The sequence below is a fragment of the Pseudomonas sp. FBF18 genome (genome assembly GCF_024261405.1).
In the GTDB taxonomy this organism is placed as follows: domain Bacteria; phylum Pseudomonadota; class Gammaproteobacteria; order Pseudomonadales; family Pseudomonadaceae; genus Aquipseudomonas; species Aquipseudomonas palmensis.
In genome coordinates this window covers 93,300-110,538 of sequence record NZ_QKRS01000003.1, presented here as the reverse complement: position 1 = coordinate 110,538, position 17,239 = coordinate 93,300, and the positions used below count along the sequence as shown (strand labels likewise).

Genomic DNA, 17,239 nt, shown 5'->3' with positions numbered 1-17,239 from the left:
CGAACGTTTTGTAGTAGAGCTTTTAAAACTACTACAGCGAAAAAAGTGGCGGGATTATGCCAGAAACGCCCAAAAAAAGTAGGGCCCTCCTGTCAGAACGGCGTGTTTCCGGCGTTCGACAGGAGATTTACCTGAGCTTAAACGTTTTAGTGACGAGTATCTGACGGTGCGTCAACACCCCCGCCGGCGAACAATTGTGCGATTTCGGTTTCATCGAACAGGTAGCGCTGGTTGCAGAACTGGCAGTCGATTTCGATCGCCCCGCCATGCTCGGCCGCCAGGGCCAGGGCATCGTCCTGGCCGAGGCTGACCAGCGCGTTGCCCGAGCGCTCACGCGAGCAACTGCAGCGGAACTGCAGCGGCTGGATATCGAACAGGCGCACGGCATCTTCGTGGTACAGACGGTGCAGCACGGTCTCGTTGTCCAGGCCCAGTTGCTCTTCGGCCTTCAGCGTGTTGGCCAGGGCCGTGACGTGCTTCCAGCTGTCTTCGCGGTCGTCCTCGTCCTTCTGGCGGTCGGCCGGCAACTGCTGCAGCAGCAGGCCGCGGGCGCGCTGGCCATCGGCGTTGAGCCAGAAGCGCGTGCCCACCTGCTGGGACATCACGAAGTAGTTGGTGAAGCACTCCGAGAGGTTCTCGCCATCCAGGTCGACAATGCCCTGGTAGCGCTGGCCCTGCGCCGGGTCGATGGTCAGCGCCAGCTGGCCATCGGGCATCAGGTCGCCCAGGGTGGCATCGGGGGCGATCTGCTCGGCGTGATAGCGCGCCAGGCCACGGATGTCGCGCTCGCTGGAGCACTCGATCATCAGCAGCGGGATCGGCCCTTCGGAGCGTGCCTGCAGGATCAGCAGGCCGTCGAACTTGAGCGCGCCCACCAGCAGCGCCGCCGCGGCCATCAGCTCACCGAGCAGTTGCGCCACCGGCTGCGGGTAGGGGTGCTTGGCCAGGACTTCGGCGTAGCTGCGCTCGAGCGAAACCAGTTCGCCGCGTACGTCGCGCTCGTCGAAGATGAAGCGTTGGGTGAAGTCGGTATCTGGCAAATCGGACATGGTTTCTGGCTTTCTGAAAGATGACAAAATAATTTCAAGGGCCTATAAAGCCCCGTTTAGAGCACCAGAATGGTGCGAACGATAGCGCTGTAAAAGAGGTAGTTTATGGACAATCCACCCCTGTTCCAAGCCAGGTGGGCTTGGGGCCCCCTGTGTCTGGCTACGTTGATTCCCGTTGCACTACTGTGTTTCTGGTTATGGCCCGTTGGCCAGGCCCTTTGCATGGCGCTCGACGAATGGCTGTTCCACGCCCTCAATCGCCCACTGGCCGACAACACCCTGTGGCGCAGCATCTGGACCCTGGGCAGCCTGCGCCCGTTCGACATCGTGGTCGGGCTCATCATGCTGATGCTGCTGATTCGCGGCGACTGGGTATTCAAGGCCGTCGAGGTGCGCCGGGCTTTTTTCGGCTTCCTGGTGACCCTGCTGGTGCTGGTGGTGATCCGCGCCCTGTTCTCCAAGCTGGTACGCCTGATGGGCTGGCAGCACCATAGCCCGTCGATGGTGTTCAGTGACGCCATCATGCTCAGCGACTACTACCCGGCGCTCGAAGCGCGCTGGGAGCTCAAGGACCGTTCCAGCCAGAGCTTCCCCGGCGACCACGCCTCGGTGCTGCTGCTGTGGGCACTGTTCATGAGCCTGTTCAGCCGCCGCCTGATGCAGCATGTGCTGATATGGGCACTGGCGGTGCTGTTCATGCTGCCACGCCTGGTGGCGGGTGCCCACTGGGGCCAGGACGACTATATCGGCGGCCTGGGCATGGCCATCCTGGCGCTGGGCTGGAGTTACTATACGCCGTTTGCTGCCCGGACCAGCGCCGGCCTGGTGCGTGTCACCGCGCCCTTGTTCGGTTGGCTGGCACGGCTGCCGGTGCTCGGCCGCCTGAGCATGATCGGCGCGCGGGGTTAACCGGCGCTGTCGTGCAACTGATGTAGCTGGCGGCGCTGCTTCTTGGTGGGCCGCCCGTCGGTGCTTACCCCAAGGGCGCCGGCCTTGCGCAGCGCCGCGGCCTGCTCGCGGCGTGCCAGGCTCTGTGCGGTCTCCTCGTACAGCGCCTGTGCCTCGGGTGCGCCGCGGCGCACCACCGACAGCGCCGTAACCACCACGGTACGTTCGTCGAAACCGGTACGCAGCACGAACTCGTCACCCACCCGCGGCTCCTTGCCCGGCTTGCAACGCTCGCCCCGACAATGCACCTTGCCGCTCTCGATCGCCGCCTTGGCCAGGGCGCGGGTCTTGTAGAAGCGCGCCGCCCACAACCATTTGTCCAGGCGAACCTTGTCGTCCTCTTCCGGCTTTTGTGCCATGGCATTTCCCCGATTCATTTGTTTCATGGAACTGTACTACCGTAACTGGCGGATGCAAAAAATACGCGGCGTGCTTACAGTTCACCGACTTTTACCCAGGTTGTGCATCTTGAAGACATTTGACCATTTGAGCGTGATCGGCCTGCGCGAGTGGGTGGCCTTGCCCGACCTCGGCGTGGCAGGCCTGCGCGCCAAGATCGATACCGGCGCCAGCACCTCCAGCCTGCACGCCACCGAAGTGGAAACCTTTGAACGCGATGGTGAAACCTGGGTCCGCTTCAACGCGCACCTGGGTTCGGTGGTACAACTGCGTCACCGGCGCTGCGAAGCGCCGCTGGTGACGATGAAGACCATCAAGAGCTCCAATGGCCATGCCCAGACCCGCTACGTGATCCGCACGCCCCTGGCACTCGGCGACCGGGTGTGGGAAGTGGAGTTCACCCTGGCCTGCCGCAAGGCCATGCGCTATCGCCTGCTGCTCGGCTCCAAGGCCCTGGTACACGGCCAGCTGGTGGTCAACCCGGGCCTCAAATACGTACAGGACAAGCCGGCCTCTCCGGCCACCATTACCCCCTCCACAGGTGTTGCATGAAGATCGCTGTGCTGTCGCGGAACCCGCGTCTGTATTCCACTCGTCGTCTGGTCGAAGCCGGTACGCAACGAGGCCATGAAATGGTTGTGATCGATACCCTGCGCGCCTACATGAACATCGCCAGCCACAAGCCGCAGATCCACTATCGCGGCAAGCCGCTGGAAGGGTTCGACGCCGTCATCCCGCGCATCGGCGCGTCAGTGACGTTCTATGGCTGCGCGGTGCTGCGCCAGTTCGAGATGATGGGCGTGTTCCCGCTCAACGAATCGGTGGCCATCGCCCGCTCGCGGGACAAGCTGCGCTCCCTGCAACTGCTGTCGCGCCGTGGCATCGGCCTGCCGGTCACCGGCTTTGCCCATTCGCCCGACGACATTCCCGACCTGATCCAGATGGTCAACGGCGCCCCCCTGGTGATCAAGGTGCTCGAGGGCACCCAGGGCATCGGCGTGGTGCTGTGCGAAACCACCAAGGCGGCCGAGTCGGTGATCGAGGCCTTCATGGGCCTGAAGCAGAACATCATGGTGCAGGAGTACATCAAGGAGGCCGGTGGCGCCGACATTCGCTGCTTTGTGGTGGGCGACAAGGTGATCGCCTCAATGAAGCGCCAGGCCAAGCCCGGCGAGTTCCGCTCCAACCTGCACCGGGGCGGCACCGCCAGCCTGATCAAGGTCACCCCGGAAGAGCGCATGACCGCCATCCGCGCTGCCAAGGTCATGGGCCTGAGCGTGGCCGGCGTGGACATCCTGCGCTCCAATCACGGCCCGCTGGTGATGGAGGTCAACTCCTCGCCGGGCCTGGAAGGCATCGAGGTCACCACCGGCAAGGACGTGGCCGGGATGATCATCGAACACCTGGAGAAGAACGGCGGGCCGAACCTGACCCGCACCAAGGGCAAGGGCTGAGCCCTTGCGTCCCTAGACCGCGTCGCGTGGCAGCAGCAGGCCCAGGGGCAAGCGTACCCGCGCCTCGATGCCGCCACCGGAACGGTTGCGCAGCTCCACATTGCCGCCGTGCTGGGCGGCAATGCGCTTGACGATAGCCAGGCCCAGGCCGGTGCCCTTGCCGCTGCGGGCGCGATCACCGCGAATGAACGGATTGAAGATCGCCTCCAGCTCACCCGGATCGATGCCGGCGCCGCGGTCGAGCACGCTCAGCACCACGTAGGGCGCGCTGGTGTCACCCGAGACATAGGCCGCCACTTCCACGCCCTGCCCGGCGTGATGCAGCGCATTGCCGATCAGGTTGTTGAGCAGGCGCTTGATCGATACCCGGCGCAGCGGAAACGGCGGGATCGGCTCCAGGCACAGCCGCACCTGCTCTTCGGGCTGGTTGAACGGCGCGACCACCTCGCGTACCAGGTCGCTGAGGTCCACCTCCTCGACCGGCTCGTCGCGGCCATCGCGGATGAACGCCAGGAACTGGTCGAGAATCGCGTCCATGTCCTCGATGTCGCGCACCATGTCATCGGTCAGGTCGCTTTCGTTGGCCAGCAGCGACAGCGACAGGCGCAGGCGCGTCAGCGGCGTGCGCAGGTCATGGGACACCCCGGCCAGCATCAGCTCACGCTCGCGCCCCGCCTGCTCGACATCCTCTGCCATCTGGTTGAAGGCCCGGTAGACCTCGGTCATCTCGCTGGGCGTGTCGCTGATCGGCAGGCGCACGCTGCGCCCCTGGCCCAGTTGTCGGGCGGCGAACACCAGGCGCTTGAGCGGCTGGTTGAGCTGGCGCACGAAGATCCAGGCCGAAGCCGTGGACAACAGGCCGATGGCCAGGAACCAGCCCAGCACGTTCCAGATCTTCTGGCCGCGCAACGGGTGCGGGTACAGCGGCACCTTCAGCCAGCCATCGCCCAGGCTCGGGGCCTGTACCCACAGCGCCGGCGGCGCATGGATGCGCAGGCGCACCTCGGTGTCCTCGCCCAGCTCGGCCTGCATCTGGCGCTGGTAGATCTCGCTGTAGGGCCAGTGCTGCTCACCCTCGGGCACACCGGTGCCGACCACCCGCTTCAAGCCGGCGGCTTCGGCAATCTTCTCGCGGTTTTCCTCATCGGCCGCCCAGTAGGCGCGCAGCGTCAGTGCGACGCCGTGGCTGTACTGGCGGTCCACCAGCACGTCCTCGTTCATCAGCAGGTACACCAGCGTCAGTGCCTTGGAGAACAGCACCACGGCCAGCACCAGCCACAGCGTGCGGGCGAAGAAGCTTTGGGGGAACCACAATGGCGTTTTCATGGGCGACGGCTACACGGTTGGCAGGAGCGAGCGCGGCTCGCAGGCGTTGCGGATTTCGGCACAGGCAAAAACAGGGCAACCCGAGGGGCGCCCTGCCTATGCTGACCTGCTCCTGTACAAGGCTTCACTTGCCGGCATTGCCATCCGGCACGAAGACATAGCCCACACCCCAGACGGTCTGGATATAGCGTGGCTTGGAAGGGTCGGGTTCGATCATGCGGCGCAAACGCGAGATCTGCACATCGATGGAGCGCTCCAGGGCGTCCCACTCGCGACCGCGCGCCAGGTTCATCAGCTTGTCGCGGGTCAGCGGCTCGCGGGCATGCATCACCAGCGCCTTGAGCACCGCGAATTCGCCGGTGGTGAGCATGTGCACTTCGTCGCCGCGCTTGAGTTCGCGGGTGGCCAGCGACAGCGCGTAGTCGCCGAAGGTGACGGTTTCGTCCTCGCTGCCTGGTGCGCCCGGTACCACCGGGGCCTGACGACGCAGCACGGCCTTGACCCGCGCCATCAGTTCGTCGGGGTTGAACGGCTTGGCCAGGTAGTCGTCGGCGCCCAGTTCCAGGCCCTTGATGCGGCTGAGTTCGTCACCCTTGGCGGTGAGCATGATGATCGGCACCTGGTTGTTTGCCCCGCGCAGGCGCTTGCAGGCGGTCAGGCCGTCTTCGCCGGGGAGCATCAGGTCGAGCACGATCAGGTTGAACACTTCACGCGCCAGCAGGCGGTCCATCTGTTCGGTGTTGGGTACGGCACGGGCACGGTAGCCCTTGCTGGTGAAGAAACGCTCCAGCAGGCTGCTCAGGCCCGGGTCGTCATCGACGATGAGGATTTTCTCGCCTTCGGCGGGTTGTGCAGTGCTGCTCATGGGTAGCTCCTTTAATCTCGGCGGGCATTATGGCTTAGGCGCCATTTGAGCGTGCCGTGTGCATTGTTAGCAGATTTTTCCCAAGTCGCCAGCGGCATGCCCCGACAGGCTGGCGCGCCGCGATCCCCGCAAGCCCGGATCGCTGGGTATAATGCGCCGCTTTGATCCAGCGTCGCCCTGCTCGAGCGCGCCCCGTGGCGCCGGCCTGCGGCCTTTGCATTCACGAATTGTCAGGTGGTTTTATGGACAGCATCAACAGCCGCATCGCCGAGGAACTCGGTGTCCGCCCGCAACAGGTCGAAGCGGCCGTGGCTCTACTTGATGAAGGCTCCACGGTGCCCTTTATCGCCCGTTACCGTAAAGAAGTGACCGGCAGCCTGGACGACACCCAACTGCGCAACCTGGAAGAGCGCCTGCGCTACCTGCGCGAACTCGACGACCGCCGCGCCAGCATCCTGGCCAGCATCGAGGAGCAGGGCAAGCTGACCCCGGAGCTGGCCCGCGAGATCAAGCTGGCCGACACCAAGACCCGCCTCGAAGACCTTTACCTGCCGTACAAGCAGAAGCGCCGTACCAAGGGCCAGATCGCCCTGGAAGCCGGCCTGGGCGAGCTGGCCGACGGCCTGTTCAACGACCCGCAGCTGAACCCGGAAACCGAAGCGGCGCGCTTCGTCGACGCCGAAAAAGGCGTGGCCGACGTCAAGGCGGCCCTCGAAGGCGCCAAGTACATCCTCATGGAGCGCTTCGCCGAAGACGCCAGCCTGCTGGCCAAGCTGCGCAACTTCCTCAAGCAGGAATCGGTGCTCAGCGCTCGCCTGGTGGCCGGCAAGGAAGAGGAAGGGGCAAAGTTTCGTGACTACTTCGAGCACGACGAGCCGCTCAAGAGCGCGCCCTCGCACCGCGCCCTGGCGATCTTCCGCGGGCGCAACGAAGGCGTGCTGTCGGCCAGCCTCAAGGTCGGCGAAGAGCTGCCCGGCACCCTGCACCCCTGCGAAATGATGATCGGCGAGCACTTCGGCGTGAAAAACCAGAACCGCCCAGCCGACAAGTGGCTGGGCGAAGTGGTGCGCTGGACCTGGAAGGTCAAGCTCTACACGCACCTAGAAACCGACCTGTTCGGCGAGCTGCGCGACAACGCCGAGAGCGAGGCGATCAACGTGTTCGCCCACAACCTGCATGACCTGCTGCTGGCCGCCCCGGCCGGCCCGCGCACCACCCTGGGCCTGGACCCGGGCCTGCGCACCGGCTGCAAGGTGGCGGTGGTGGATGCCACCGGCAAACTGCTCGACACCGCCACGGTGTACCCGCACGTACCCAAGAACCAGTGGGACCAGACCATCGCCGTGCTCGCCGCCCTGTGCGCCAGGCACAAGGTCGAGCTGATCGCCATCGGCAACGGCACCGCCAGCCGTGAAACCGACAAGCTGGCCGCCGAGCTGATCAAGAAATACCCAGCCTTGAAGATGACCAAGATCATGGTCTCCGAAGCCGGCGCCTCGGTGTACTCGGCCTCCGAGCTGGCGGCCAAGGAATTCCCCGACCTGGACGTGTCGATCCGCGGCGCGGTGTCGATTGCCCGTCGCCTGCAGGACCCGCTGGCCGAACTGGTCAAGATCGACCCCAAATCCATCGGTGTGGGCCAGTACCAGCACGACGTGTCGCAACTCAAGCTGGCCCGTGGCCTGGATGCGGTGGTCGAGGACTGCGTGAACGCCGTGGGCGTGGACGTCAACACCGCCTCGGTGGCGCTGCTGGCACGCATCTCGGGCCTCAACAGCACCCTGGCGCAGAACATCGTGGCACACCGCGATGCCAACGGTGCCTTCAAGACCCGCGCCGCGCTGAAAAAGGTCAGCCGCCTGGGCGAGAAGACCTTCGAGCAGGCCGCAGGCTTCTTGCGCGTGATGAACGGCGACAACCCGCTGGACGCCTCGGCGGTGCACCCTGAAGCCTACCCGCTGGTACAGCGCATCGCCGCCGACACCGACCGCGACATCCGCTCGCTGATCGGCGACAGCGGCTTTCTCAAGCGCCTGGACCCGAAAAAATTCACCGACGAAACCTTCGGCCTGCCGACCGTCACCGACATCCTGCAAGAGCTGGACAAGCCCGGCCGCGACCCGCGCCCCGAGTTCAAGACCGCCGAGTTCCAGGAAGGCGTCGAAGACCTCAAGGACCTGCAACTGGGCATGATCCTCGAAGGCGTGGTCACCAACGTGACCAACTTCGGCGCCTTCGTCGACATCGGCGTGCACCAGGACGGCCTGGTACACATCTCGGCGCTGTCGGAGAAGTTCATCAAGGACCCGCGTGAAGCGGTCAAGGCCGGCGACGTGGTCAAGGTCAAGGTCATGGAAGTGGACATTCCGCGCAAGCGCGTGGGCCTGTCGATGCGCATGGGCGACACCCCGGGCGAGAAAATCGACGGCGCCCGCGGCAGCCGCCCGGGCTCGGCACCGCGCCAGCAGCAGCCGGCACGCACCAAGGAGACCCCGGCCCCGGCCAACAACGCCATGGCCTCGCTGTTCGCCAACGCCAAGCAGTTGAAGAAGAAGTGACCGACCTGCCCGAAGAGCAGGTGCGCAGCGCATTCAGCCAACTGCTCGGCTGTCGCCTGCAACGCCTCGACCAGGGCGTTGCCGAGGTGGCCCTGGCCCTTGAGCCGCACCTGCGCAACCGCGGCGGCAAGCTGCATGGCGGGGCGATCTTCAGCCTGGTCGACATCGCCATGGGCCTGGCCTGCTCCAGCGCCCATGGCTTCGACAAGCAGAGCGTCACCGTGGAATGCAAGATCAACTACCTGCGTCCGGTCAGCGAGGGCGAGGTGCTGTGCGTGGCCCGCGTGCTGCAGGCCGGGCGGCGCATCCTGGTGGTCGATGCCGACGTGCTGCAAGGCGAAAAACTGATGGCCAGGGCCCAGGGCACCTTCACCGTGCTCTAGCCGCAAACGCCCAATGTGCGGTACTTTCGGCAGTGCGCGGGCACTGCCGGAACCCTGCGAAAACCAGGCGACCACGCCAGTTCCTCTGTCCACCCTTGTAGACCGTCGTTTCCACCCCCATATTGGGGCGACTGACGCGTGAAGGAATCCATCTTGAGCGAACTTCTCAACCGCCGCCTGAGCCTGCTCGGCCAGGGCGACAACCTCTCCCTGCTCAAGCAGTGCCTGCACGGCATCGAGCGTGAATGCCTGCGCGTGACCGAGGACGGTCGTCTGGCCCAGACCCCGCACCCCGAAGCCCTGGGCGCGGCCCTGACCCACGAGCAGATCACCACCGACTATTCCGAGTCGCTGCTGGAGTTCATCACCCCTGCCCTGGCCGACCCTGCCCAGACCCTCGAAAGCCTCGAGAACATCCATCGCTTCGCCTACAGCAAGCTCGGTAACGAGTACCTGTGGAGCCCGTCGATGCCCTGCCCGCTGCCGGCCGAGGAAGACATCCCGATCGCCTGGTACGGCACCTCGAACATCGGTCAGCTCAAGTACGTGTACCGCAAGGGCCTGGCCCTGCGCTACGGGCGCACCATGCAATGCATTGCCGGCATCCACTACAATTTTTCGCTGCCAGAACAGATCTGGCCGCTGCTGCGCCAGGCCGAAGGCCAGGCGGGCGACGACCGCGACTACCAGTCGTCGGCGTACATCGCACTGATCCGCAACTTCCGTCGCTACAGCTGGCTGCTGATGTACCTGTTCGGCGCCTCCCCGGCGCTGGACGCAGGCTTCCTGCGCGGCCGCGCGCACCAGCTCGAACAATTCGATGCCGACACCCTGTACCTGCCCTACGCCACCAGCCTGCGCATGAGCGACCTGGGTTACCAGAGCAACGCCCAGGCCGGCCTGACGCCGTGCTACAACAACCTGGCCAGCTACACCGACAGCCTGCGCAAGGCCGTCGCCACGCCCTATGCGCCGTATGTCGAGATCGGCACGCACAAGGATGGCGAGTGGGTACAGCTGAACACCAACATCCTGCAGATCGAAAACGAGTACTACTCCAACATCCGCCCCAAGCGCGTGACCTACAGCGGCGAGCGGCCGATCCAGGCGCTGATGGCCCGCGGCATCCAGTACATCGAAGTGCGCTGCCTGGACATCAATCCGTTCCTGCCCACCGGCATCGACCTCACCGAAGCGCGCTTCCTCGACGCCTTCCTGCTGTTCTGCGCACTGGAGCAGAGCCCGCTGCTGGACAACGGCGAGTGCGGCCAATGCACCAGCAACTTCCTCAGCGTGGTCAAGCAGGGCCGCAAGCCTGGCCTGGAACTGCAACGTGACGGCCAGCCGGTCGCGCTCAAACAGTGGGCCGACGAGCTGCTGCAACGTATCGCCCCGCTGGCCGAACTGCTCGACCGCAGCCACGCCAGCGACGAGCACGCCAAGGCCCTGGCCGCGCAGGCGGCCAAGGTCAGCGACCCGTCGCTGACGCCGTCGGCCCAGGTGCTGGCAAGCATGACCGAGCACAAGGAGAGCTTCAGCCGCTTCTCCCTGCGCCAGAGCCAGGCGCATGCCGACTACTTGCGCGGCACGCCGCTGAGCAGCGAGGCGCAGCAGCGTTTCGAGGCCCTGGCGCGTGAATCGCTGGAGGCCCAGGCCACCCTGGAGCGCGAAGAGGACGTGGTCGATTTCGACCTGTTCGTGGGCGCCTACCAGGCCAGCATCCTGGCGATCAGCAACTGACATGAGCCGTGCAGCCACGCCCCGCAAACCGCGCGCTGCCAGCCAGGCCCGGATCGACTCGATCCTGGCCGCCGCACGCGACCTGCTGGCCAGCGAAGGCGTGGCCAGCCTGTCGATCTATGCAGTGGCCGAACGCGCACAGATCCCACCCTCGTCGGTGTACCACTTCTTCGCCAGTGTGCCGGCGCTGCTCGAAGCCTTGACGGCGGATGTGCACAGCGCCTTTCGCGCCTGCCTGCAGGCGCCGATCGAGCCTGGCAGCCTGCAGCACTGGGGCGACCTGTCGCGCCTGGTGGAGCAGCGCATGCTGAGCATCTACAACCAGGATGCGGCGGCGCGCCAGCTGATTCTGGCGCAGCATGGGCTGAGCGAAGTGACCCAGGCCGACCGCCAGCACGATATCGAGCTGGGCGACCTGATGCACAAGCTGTTTGCCGAGCACTTCCGGCTGCCGGCGTTGCCGGACGATGTGGATGTGTTTGCCCTGGCGATGGAGCTGGGAGACCGGGTGTATGCCCGTTCGGTGCAGCTGCACGGACAGATCACCCCGCGCATGGCGGAGGAAGGAATGCGGGTGTTCGATGCGTACCTGGGGTTGTACCTGCCGCCCTTTCTGCCCAAACGCTGACGGCCTCATCGCGGGTCAAGCCCGCTCCCACAAGGTAATCGCCGTCCTTGAGAACGGCGGGACACCTGTGGGAGCGGGCTTGACCCGCGATGCAGACGGCGCGGTCTCAGAGCTTGGCGATCGACACTTCAGTCGACTTCACGAACGCAATCACCTCACTGCCCACCACCAGTTCCAGCTCCTTGACCGAACGGGTGGTGATCACCGAGGTGACGATGCCCGATGCCGTCTGCACGTCGATTTCCGACAGTACAGGGCCTTCCAGGATTTCTTTCACAGTGCCTTTGAACTGGTTACGTACGTTGATCGCTTTGATGGTCATGTGCAGGTTTCCTTTTAAAGACGAAAGATCAATGGGCCCAACGCAGTTGCGTGGGCAAAGGTGCTACAGGTTCAGGCTCGGGCGGGGTGCCCGGCACCGACAGGACACGGTTCAGCACTTCGGTTTCCAGCGCCGCCAGGCGATGCGAGCCGCGTGCCCGCGGACGCGGCAGGTCGACCAGCAGGTCCAGGCCGATCTCGCCGTCCTCGATCAGGATCACCCGATCGGCCACGGCCACCGCTTCGCTGACGTCATGGGTCACCAGCAACACGGTGAAGCCGTGCTTGCGCCACAGGTTCTCGATCAGTTGCTGCATCTCGATCCGGGTCAGCGCATCCAGTGCGCCCAGCGGCTCGTCCAGCAGCAGCAGGCGCGGCTGGTGAATCAGCGCACGGGCCAGGGCCACGCGCTGCTTCTGCCCACCGGACAACGCCGCCGGCCACTCGTTGGCCCGGTCTGCCAGGCCCACTGCCTCCAGCGCCTGCAACGCACGCTCGCGCCAGTTGCCGGTCAGCCCCAGGCCGACGTTGTCGATGACTTTCTTCCAGGGCAGCAGGCGCGCCTCCTGGAACATCAGCCGGGTGTCCTCGCGGGCATCGCTGAGCGCCGCAGAACCGGCCAGCAGCTCGCCGGCACTGGGCTGGTCGAGCCCGGCCAGCAGACGCAGCAGGGTGCTCTTGCCGCAGCCGCTACGGCCGACGATGGCAACGAACTGGCCCGCCGGGATGTGCAAGTCGATGTCGCGCAGCACCTGACGTTGGCCAAAGGTCTTTTGCAGCTTGTGCACGGCCAGCGGTATTCCGCGCAGCAGCCGTGGCGGTTGTTCCTTGAGCACGGTCATGCGCCGTCTCCCTTGCTGACTTGATAGGCCGGGTGCCAGCGCAGCCATACACGCTCCAGGCCACGGGCGGCCAGGTCGGCGAGCTTGCCGAGCACGGCGTACAGCACGATCGCCAGCACCACCACGTCGGTTTGCAGAAATTCGCGGGCGTTCATCGCCAGGTAGCCGATGCCGGCGTTGGCCGAGATGGTTTCGGCCACGATCAGGGTCAGCCACATGAAGCCCAGCGCGAAGCGCACGCCCACCAGGATCGAGGGCAGCGCACCGGGCAGGATCACCTGGCGAAACAGCGCAAAACCGCTCAGGCCATAGCTGCGGGCCATTTCCACCAGCGCCGGGTCGACGTTGCGGATGCCGTGGTAGGTGTTCAGGTAGATCGGGAACAGGGTGCCCAGGGCCACCAGGAAGATCTTCGCCGACTCGTCGATGCCGAACCACAGGATCACCAGCGGGATCAGCGCCAGGTGCGGCACGTTGCGGATCATCTGCACCGAGCTGTCGAGCAGGCGTTCGCCCCACTTCGACAGGCCGGTGATGAAGCCCAGCGCCAGGCCGATGCTGCCGCCGATCACGAAGCCGACCGCGGCGCGCCAGCCGCTGATGGCCAGGTGGGTCCAGATTTCGCCGCTGCGCACCAACTCTACGCCGGCACTGAGCACCGCGCTCGGCGCCGGCAGGATGCGCGTCGACAGCCAACCGGCACTGACCGCCAGCTGCCACACCGCCAGCAGCAGCACGGGCAGGGCCCACGGCGCCAGGCGATGCGACAAGGGAATGGAGGATCGTTTCATGCTTCGATCCTCACGCCTTGGCCGCGGCTTTGGGCAGAATGTCGTTGGCGACCATCTCACCGAACGGGCTCACATAGTTGGCACCGGCCGGGGCCTCGGGGCGCTGGATGTCCAGGTGCGGGAACAGCAGTTCGGCCACGCGGTAGGACTCTTCCAGGTGCGGGTAGCCGGAGAAGATGAAGGTGTCGATACCCAGGTCGGCGTATTCCTTGACCCGTGCGGCCACGGTCGGGCCATCGCCGACCAGCGCGGTGCCGGCACCGCCACGCACCAGGCCGACCCCGGCCCACAGGTTGGGGCTGACCTCCAGGTTGTCGCGGTTGCCGCCATGCAGCGCAGCCATGCGTTGCTGGCCCACCGAGTCGAAGCGCGCCAGCGAGGCCTGGGCACGGGCAATGGTGTCGTCGTCCAGGTGCGAGATCAGGCGCTCGGCCGCTTGCCAGGCCTCGGCGTTGGTCTCGCGCACGATCACGTGCAGGCGGATACCGAAACGAACGCTACGGCCCTGCTTGGCGGCCTTGGCGCGCACCTGTTCGATTTTCTCGGCCACGGCGGCCGGTGGCTCGCCCCAGGTCAGGTACAGCTCGACCTGTTCGGCGGCGAGGTCCTGCGCCGCTTCCGACGAGCCACCGAAGTACAGTGGCGGGCGTGGCTGCTGCACCGGCGGGTAGAGCAGCTTGGCGCCTTTTACCTTGATGTGCTGGCCATCGTAGTCGACGGTTTCGCCTTCCAGCACGCGGCGCCAGATGCGGGTGAATTCCACCGAGGCCTGGTAGCGCTCTTCGTGACTGAGGAACAGGCCGTCGCCGGACAGCTCTTCCGGGTCGCCACCGGTCACCAGGTTGAACAGCGCACGGCCATTGGACAGGCGGTCGAGGGTCGCGGCCTGGCGTGCCGCCACGGTCGGCGAGATGATTCCCGGGCGCAGGGCCACCAGGAACTTCAGGCGCTGGGTCACCGGAATCAGCGACGCGGCCACCAGCCACGAGTCTTCGCACGAGCGGCCGGTAGGGATCAGCACGCCACCGAAGCCCAGACGGTCGGCGGCCTGGGCGATCTGTTGCAGATAACCATGATCGACAGCGCGAGCACCTTCGGCGGTGCCAAGGTAATGACCGTCGCCGTGGGTTGGCAGAAACCAGAAAACATTGAGGCTCATTGGAGTTGTCTCCTAAGGGGTGGCGCAAGCCGGGGCGGCGCCCCGGTGCGGTCGAACGTCAAGGCGCGGTGGCGACCTTGGCCGGTGGCGTCCAGATCACATCCTTGATGCTCAGCGGCTTGGGAATCAGCTTCAGGGTATGGAAGGTGTCGGCGATCTTCTGCTGGGCGGTGACCACGTCCGGGGTCAGGAAATGCGCACCGTAGCCCTGGCGCTTGACCGAGGTCAGGGTGATGTCGGCCGGCAGGCCCAGCAGCGGCGCCACCTGGTCGGTGACCTCCTGCGGGTTGGCCTTGGACCACTCGCCCACCGCGCGCACCTCGTCCACCAGCGCGGCAATCACTTCAGGGTGCTGCTGCGCATAGGGCCGGGTGGCCAGATAGAACTGGTGGTTGTCGACGATGCCACTGCCATCGCGCAGGGTGCGTGCCTGCAACTGCTGCTCGGCGGCGGCCTGGTACGGGTCCCAGATGACCCAGGCGTCGACGCTGCCACGCTCGAACGCGGCGCGGGCATCGGCTGGCGGCAGGAATACCGGCGTGATGTCGGTGTACTTGAGGCCGGCGTCTTCCAGGGCGCGCACCAGCAGGTAGTGCACGTTGGAGCCCTTGTTCAGGGCGACCTTCTTGCCCTTGAGTTCCTTCACCGACTGGATCGGCGAACCCTTGGGCACCAGGATCGCCTCGCTGGTGGGGGCCGGTGGCTCGTAGGCCACGTAGAGCAGGTCGGCACCGGCGGCCTGGGCAAACACGGGCGGGGTTTCGCCGGTCACGCCAAAGTCGATGGAGCCCACGTTGAGGCCCTCGAGCAGCTGCGGGCCGCCGGGGAATTCAGTCCACTGCACCTGCACGCCCTGGGCAGCCAGGCGCTTTTCAAGGGAGCCCTTGGCCTTGAGCAGCACCAGGGTGCCGTACTTCTGGTAACCGATGCGCAGGCTCTCGGCCTGGGCTTGAGTGATGGCGCCGAAGGACACAGCCGCAGCAAACAGAGCGACCAGACCGCGACGCAAAACGACAGTGCGCATAGCGCTCTCCTTTTTGCTGTGGGGGTTCAGGCTGCACCTGCTTGCCCGTTGGCGGGCGAGTAAGGTGGGGTAAGACGGTAAAGCCGGTGTAGCGCTTCAGATGCTCCAGCGAGCACTGAGCAGACGTTCGTTGAGCAGGCCCGGGGCCACCGGCTTGGGGCGGCGCGCCAGGGCGCTGTGAAACAGTTCCAGCGATTCGTTGAGACGCTGCTCAAGCACCGGCGCCAATTGGGCGGCGGCGCTGCCTTCGCCGTAGGCGATCTGGCTGTCGTCGGCGAAGATCCCCTGCAGGGTCTCCTGGGCCTTGAGCGCCGAGAGCACCGGCTTGAGCGCGTAGTCCACCGCCAGCATGTGGGCGATGCTGCCACCGGTGGCGATGGGCAGAACCACCTTGTGTTCCAGCGCACGCTCGGGCAGCAGGTCGAGCAGGGTCTTCAGCGCACCGGCGAAGGACGCCTTGTATACCGGGGTGGCAACCACCAGGCCGTCGGCCTGGGCCACCAGTTGCAGGAAGTGCTGCACCGTGGGGCTGTCGAAACGTGCGTGCAGCAGGTCTTCGGCGGGGAAATCACGCACCTGGAAGCTCACCACTTCCACGCCCTGGCTGTTCAGCCATTGCCGCGCGCGGTCGAGCAGGACGCCGGAGCGCGAACGCAGACTGGGACTACCGCCGAGAGAAACAACCAGCATTGGAGCACTTCCTTGATCGTGTTCTAGAGGGCCGCGAGATTGGATCTCGCTGGAGTGGAGTGACCATAACAGCTCGGCATATATACCAATAAATCATATTTTTTCATTTGTTTATTCTATATAGAACTATAAGAGCTTCGCCGGCAAGGCCGGCTCCTACAGGGGGCAGTGCAACCTTGCAGGAGCCGGCCCTGCCGGCGAAAGAGGCCCGCGCGGACATAAAAAAGGGCCGTCGAAACGGCCCCGAAATGCCCTGCTGTGGCTACATCAAAACATTCAACGGTTAGGCTGCGGGGTCAGGCGCAGGTACGGCTTGACCGCCCGGTAGCCCTTCGGAAAGCGCCGCTTGATTTCCTCTTCGTCCTTGAGCGACGGCACGATCACCACCTCGTCACCGTCCTGCCAGTTGGCCGGGGTGGCGACCTTGTGGTTGTCGGTGAGCTGCAACGAATCGATCACCCGCAAAATCTCGTTGAAGTTGCGGCCGGTGCTGGCCGGGTAGGTGATGGTCAGGCGGATCTTCTTGTTCGGGTCGATCACGAACAGGGAGCGTACCGTCAGGGTGTCGCTGGCGTTGGGGTGGATCAGGTCGTACAGGTCCGACACCTTGCGGTCGGCGTCGGCCAGGATCGGGAAGTTGACGAGGGTGTTCTGGGTTTCATTGATGTCTTCGATCCAGCGGTGGTGCGAGTCCACCGGGTCGACCGACAGCGCGATGGCCTTGACCCCGCGCTCGGCGAACTGGTCCTTGAGCTTGGCGGTAAAGCCCAGTTCCGTGGTGCACACCGGGGTGAAGTCGGCGGGGTGCGAGAACAGCACGCCCCAGCTGTCGCCCAGCCACTCGTGGAAGCGGATCTTGCCCGCGCTGGAATCCTGTTCGAAATCGGGGGCGATATCGCCGAGTCTGAGGCTCATGGTGCGGCTCCTTGGCTGGGTTGTTTATGACCTCACTGTAGCCTGCCTGTGCATAAGGTTAAAAAGAATAAATATCGATTTATTTATAACTGAAAAGCCTATCAATTCACGAACAAAAAAAACCCCGCACACGGCGGGGCTTTTCGT

The 17,239-nt window shown here is 65.0% G+C and carries 18 protein-coding genes; 7 read left to right on the top strand and 11 right to left on the bottom strand.

What is annotated here, in order from left to right:
* Window positions 1-146: 146 nt before the first annotated feature.
* Window positions 147-1,049: an Hsp33 family molecular chaperone HslO gene (hslO, locus tag DN387_RS06435; protein WP_043861626.1), complete on the bottom strand. Its 903-nt coding sequence runs from the start codon at window positions 1,047-1,049 to the stop codon at window positions 147-149.
* A gap of 105 nt (window positions 1,050-1,154) precedes the next feature.
* Between hslO and DN387_RS06430 the strand changes: the two genes are divergently transcribed.
* Window positions 1,155-1,958, top strand: coding sequence for a phosphatase PAP2 family protein (locus tag DN387_RS06430; protein WP_054915913.1), 804 nt, complete (start codon window positions 1,155-1,157; stop codon window positions 1,956-1,958).
* Here the strand turns inward: DN387_RS06430 and DN387_RS06425 are convergent.
* Entirely contained in the window at window positions 1,955-2,356 is a 402-nt protein-coding gene (locus DN387_RS06425; RefSeq protein ID WP_043861624.1) for an RNA-binding S4 domain-containing protein, read from the bottom strand. The two genes, DN387_RS06430 and DN387_RS06425, sit on opposite strands and share 4 nt — an antisense overlap.
* 109 nt (window positions 2,357-2,465) lie before the next feature.
* Between DN387_RS06425 and DN387_RS06420 the strand changes: the two genes are divergently transcribed.
* The gene (locus DN387_RS06420; RefSeq protein ID WP_054915912.1) at window positions 2,466-2,948 is read left to right on the top strand and encodes an ATP-dependent zinc protease; all 483 of its coding nucleotides are present in this window, start codon (window positions 2,466-2,468) and stop codon (window positions 2,946-2,948) included.
* A complete protein-coding gene (rimK, locus tag DN387_RS06415) occupies window positions 2,945-3,850 on the top strand; it encodes a 30S ribosomal protein S6--L-glutamate ligase (RefSeq protein ID WP_043861622.1) in 906 nt (301 codons plus the stop codon). Before DN387_RS06420 ends, rimK begins: the two co-directional genes overlap by 4 nt.
* Window positions 3,851-3,862: 12 nt before the next feature.
* Here the strand turns inward: rimK and DN387_RS06410 are convergent, their stop codons facing one another.
* Together DN387_RS06410 and ompR are read right to left on the bottom strand one after the other, a co-directional pair.
* Window positions 3,863-5,176, bottom strand: a complete 1,314-nt coding sequence (locus DN387_RS06410) for an ATP-binding protein (protein ID WP_043861621.1) — start codon at window positions 5,174-5,176, stop codon at window positions 3,863-3,865.
* A gap of 124 nt (window positions 5,177-5,300) precedes the next feature.
* The gene (gene ompR, locus DN387_RS06405) at window positions 5,301-6,041 is read right to left on the bottom strand and encodes a two-component system response regulator OmpR (protein ID WP_043861620.1); all 741 of its coding nucleotides are present in this window, start codon (window positions 6,039-6,041) and stop codon (window positions 5,301-5,303) included.
* Between the two features lie 242 nt (window positions 6,042-6,283).
* Between ompR and DN387_RS06400 the strand changes: the two genes are divergently transcribed.
* The 4 genes from DN387_RS06400 to DN387_RS06385 all read left to right on the top strand — a co-directional run bounded on the left by DN387_RS06400 (window position 6,284) and on the right by DN387_RS06385 (window position 11,350).
* Window positions 6,284-8,599 (top strand): Tex family protein, encoded by a 2,316-nt coding sequence (locus DN387_RS06400; RefSeq protein ID WP_054915911.1) that lies wholly within the window; start codon window positions 6,284-6,286, stop codon window positions 8,597-8,599.
* On the top strand, window positions 8,596-8,982 hold the full coding sequence (locus DN387_RS06395) for a PaaI family thioesterase (protein WP_052504261.1): 387 nt from the start codon (window positions 8,596-8,598) through the stop codon (window positions 8,980-8,982). The genes DN387_RS06400 and DN387_RS06395 overlap by 4 nt, the downstream gene beginning before the upstream one ends.
* A gap of 153 nt (window positions 8,983-9,135) precedes the next feature.
* Window positions 9,136-10,722, top strand: a complete 1,587-nt coding sequence (gshA, locus tag DN387_RS06390) for a glutamate--cysteine ligase (RefSeq protein ID WP_043861618.1) — start codon at window positions 9,136-9,138, stop codon at window positions 10,720-10,722.
* Window position 10,723: 1 nt separating this feature from the next.
* A complete protein-coding gene (locus DN387_RS06385) occupies window positions 10,724-11,350 on the top strand; it encodes a TetR/AcrR family transcriptional regulator (RefSeq protein ID WP_043861617.1) in 627 nt (208 codons plus the stop codon).
* Window positions 11,351-11,456: 106 nt separating this feature from the next.
* Here the strand turns inward: DN387_RS06385 and DN387_RS06380 are convergent, their stop codons facing one another.
* The 7 genes from DN387_RS06380 to DN387_RS06350 all read right to left on the bottom strand — a co-directional run bounded on the left by DN387_RS06380 (window position 11,457) and on the right by DN387_RS06350 (window position 17,092).
* A complete protein-coding gene (locus DN387_RS06380) occupies window positions 11,457-11,672 on the bottom strand; it encodes a molybdopterin-binding protein (protein WP_043861616.1) in 216 nt (71 codons plus the stop codon).
* 28 nt (window positions 11,673-11,700) lie between these two features.
* On the bottom strand, window positions 11,701-12,513 hold the full coding sequence (gene ssuB / locus DN387_RS06375) for an aliphatic sulfonates ABC transporter ATP-binding protein (protein WP_043861615.1): 813 nt from the start codon (window positions 12,511-12,513) through the stop codon (window positions 11,701-11,703).
* Entirely contained in the window at window positions 12,510-13,304 is a 795-nt protein-coding gene (gene ssuC, locus DN387_RS06370) for an aliphatic sulfonate ABC transporter permease SsuC (RefSeq protein WP_043861614.1), read from the bottom strand. Before ssuC ends, ssuB begins: the two co-directional genes overlap by 4 nt.
* 10 nt (window positions 13,305-13,314) lie before the next feature.
* Window positions 13,315-14,463 (bottom strand): FMNH2-dependent alkanesulfonate monooxygenase, encoded by a 1,149-nt coding sequence (ssuD, locus tag DN387_RS06365; protein WP_043861613.1) that lies wholly within the window; start codon window positions 14,461-14,463, stop codon window positions 13,315-13,317.
* 58 nt (window positions 14,464-14,521) lie between these two features.
* Window positions 14,522-15,487, bottom strand: a complete 966-nt coding sequence (locus DN387_RS06360; RefSeq protein ID WP_054915910.1) for a sulfonate ABC transporter substrate-binding protein — start codon at window positions 15,485-15,487, stop codon at window positions 14,522-14,524.
* Between the two features lie 96 nt (window positions 15,488-15,583).
* A complete protein-coding gene (ssuE, locus tag DN387_RS06355) occupies window positions 15,584-16,177 on the bottom strand; it encodes an NADPH-dependent FMN reductase (RefSeq protein ID WP_043861611.1) in 594 nt (197 codons plus the stop codon).
* A gap of 276 nt (window positions 16,178-16,453) precedes the next feature.
* Window positions 16,454-17,092, bottom strand: coding sequence for a peroxiredoxin (locus DN387_RS06350; RefSeq protein WP_054915909.1), 639 nt, complete (start codon window positions 17,090-17,092; stop codon window positions 16,454-16,456).
* Between the last annotated feature and the right edge of the window lie 147 nt (window positions 17,093-17,239).

Excerpts from the sequence above, each read along its gene's own strand:
- ssuE (WP_043861611.1), bottom strand. The coding sequence starts at position 16,177 with ATGCTGGTTGTTTCTCTCGGCGGTAGTCCCAGTCTGCGTTCGCGCTCC.
- ssuC (WP_043861614.1), bottom strand. The coding sequence starts at position 13,304 with ATGAAACGATCCTCCATTCCCTTGTCGCATCGCCTGGCGCCGTGGGCC.
- DN387_RS06380 (WP_043861616.1), bottom strand. The coding sequence starts at position 11,672 with ATGACCATCAAAGCGATCAACGTACGTAACCAGTTCAAAGGCACTGTG.
- ssuB (WP_043861615.1), bottom strand. The coding sequence starts at position 12,513 with ATGACCGTGCTCAAGGAACAACCGCCACGGCTGCTGCGCGGAATACCG.
- DN387_RS06360 (WP_054915910.1), bottom strand. The coding sequence starts at position 15,487 with ATGCGCACTGTCGTTTTGCGTCGCGGTCTGGTCGCTCTGTTTGCTGCG.
- DN387_RS06410 (WP_043861621.1), bottom strand. The coding sequence starts at position 5,176 with ATGAAAACGCCATTGTGGTTCCCCCAAAGCTTCTTCGCCCGCACGCTG.
- DN387_RS06385 (WP_043861617.1), top strand. The coding sequence starts at position 10,724 with ATGAGCCGTGCAGCCACGCCCCGCAAACCGCGCGCTGCCAGCCAGGCC.
- DN387_RS06400 (WP_054915911.1), top strand. The coding sequence starts at position 6,284 with ATGGACAGCATCAACAGCCGCATCGCCGAGGAACTCGGTGTCCGCCCG.
- ssuD (WP_043861613.1), bottom strand. The coding sequence starts at position 14,463 with ATGAGCCTCAATGTTTTCTGGTTTCTGCCAACCCACGGCGACGGTCAT.
- rimK (WP_043861622.1), top strand. The coding sequence starts at position 2,945 with ATGAAGATCGCTGTGCTGTCGCGGAACCCGCGTCTGTATTCCACTCGT.
- DN387_RS06350 (WP_054915909.1), bottom strand. The coding sequence starts at position 17,092 with ATGAGCCTCAGACTCGGCGATATCGCCCCCGATTTCGAACAGGATTCC.
- DN387_RS06430 (WP_054915913.1), top strand. The coding sequence starts at position 1,155 with ATGGACAATCCACCCCTGTTCCAAGCCAGGTGGGCTTGGGGCCCCCTG.
- hslO (WP_043861626.1), bottom strand. The coding sequence starts at position 1,049 with ATGTCCGATTTGCCAGATACCGACTTCACCCAACGCTTCATCTTCGAC.
- DN387_RS06425 (WP_043861624.1), bottom strand. The coding sequence starts at position 2,356 with ATGGCACAAAAGCCGGAAGAGGACGACAAGGTTCGCCTGGACAAATGG.
- ompR (WP_043861620.1), bottom strand. The coding sequence starts at position 6,041 with ATGAGCAGCACTGCACAACCCGCCGAAGGCGAGAAAATCCTCATCGTC.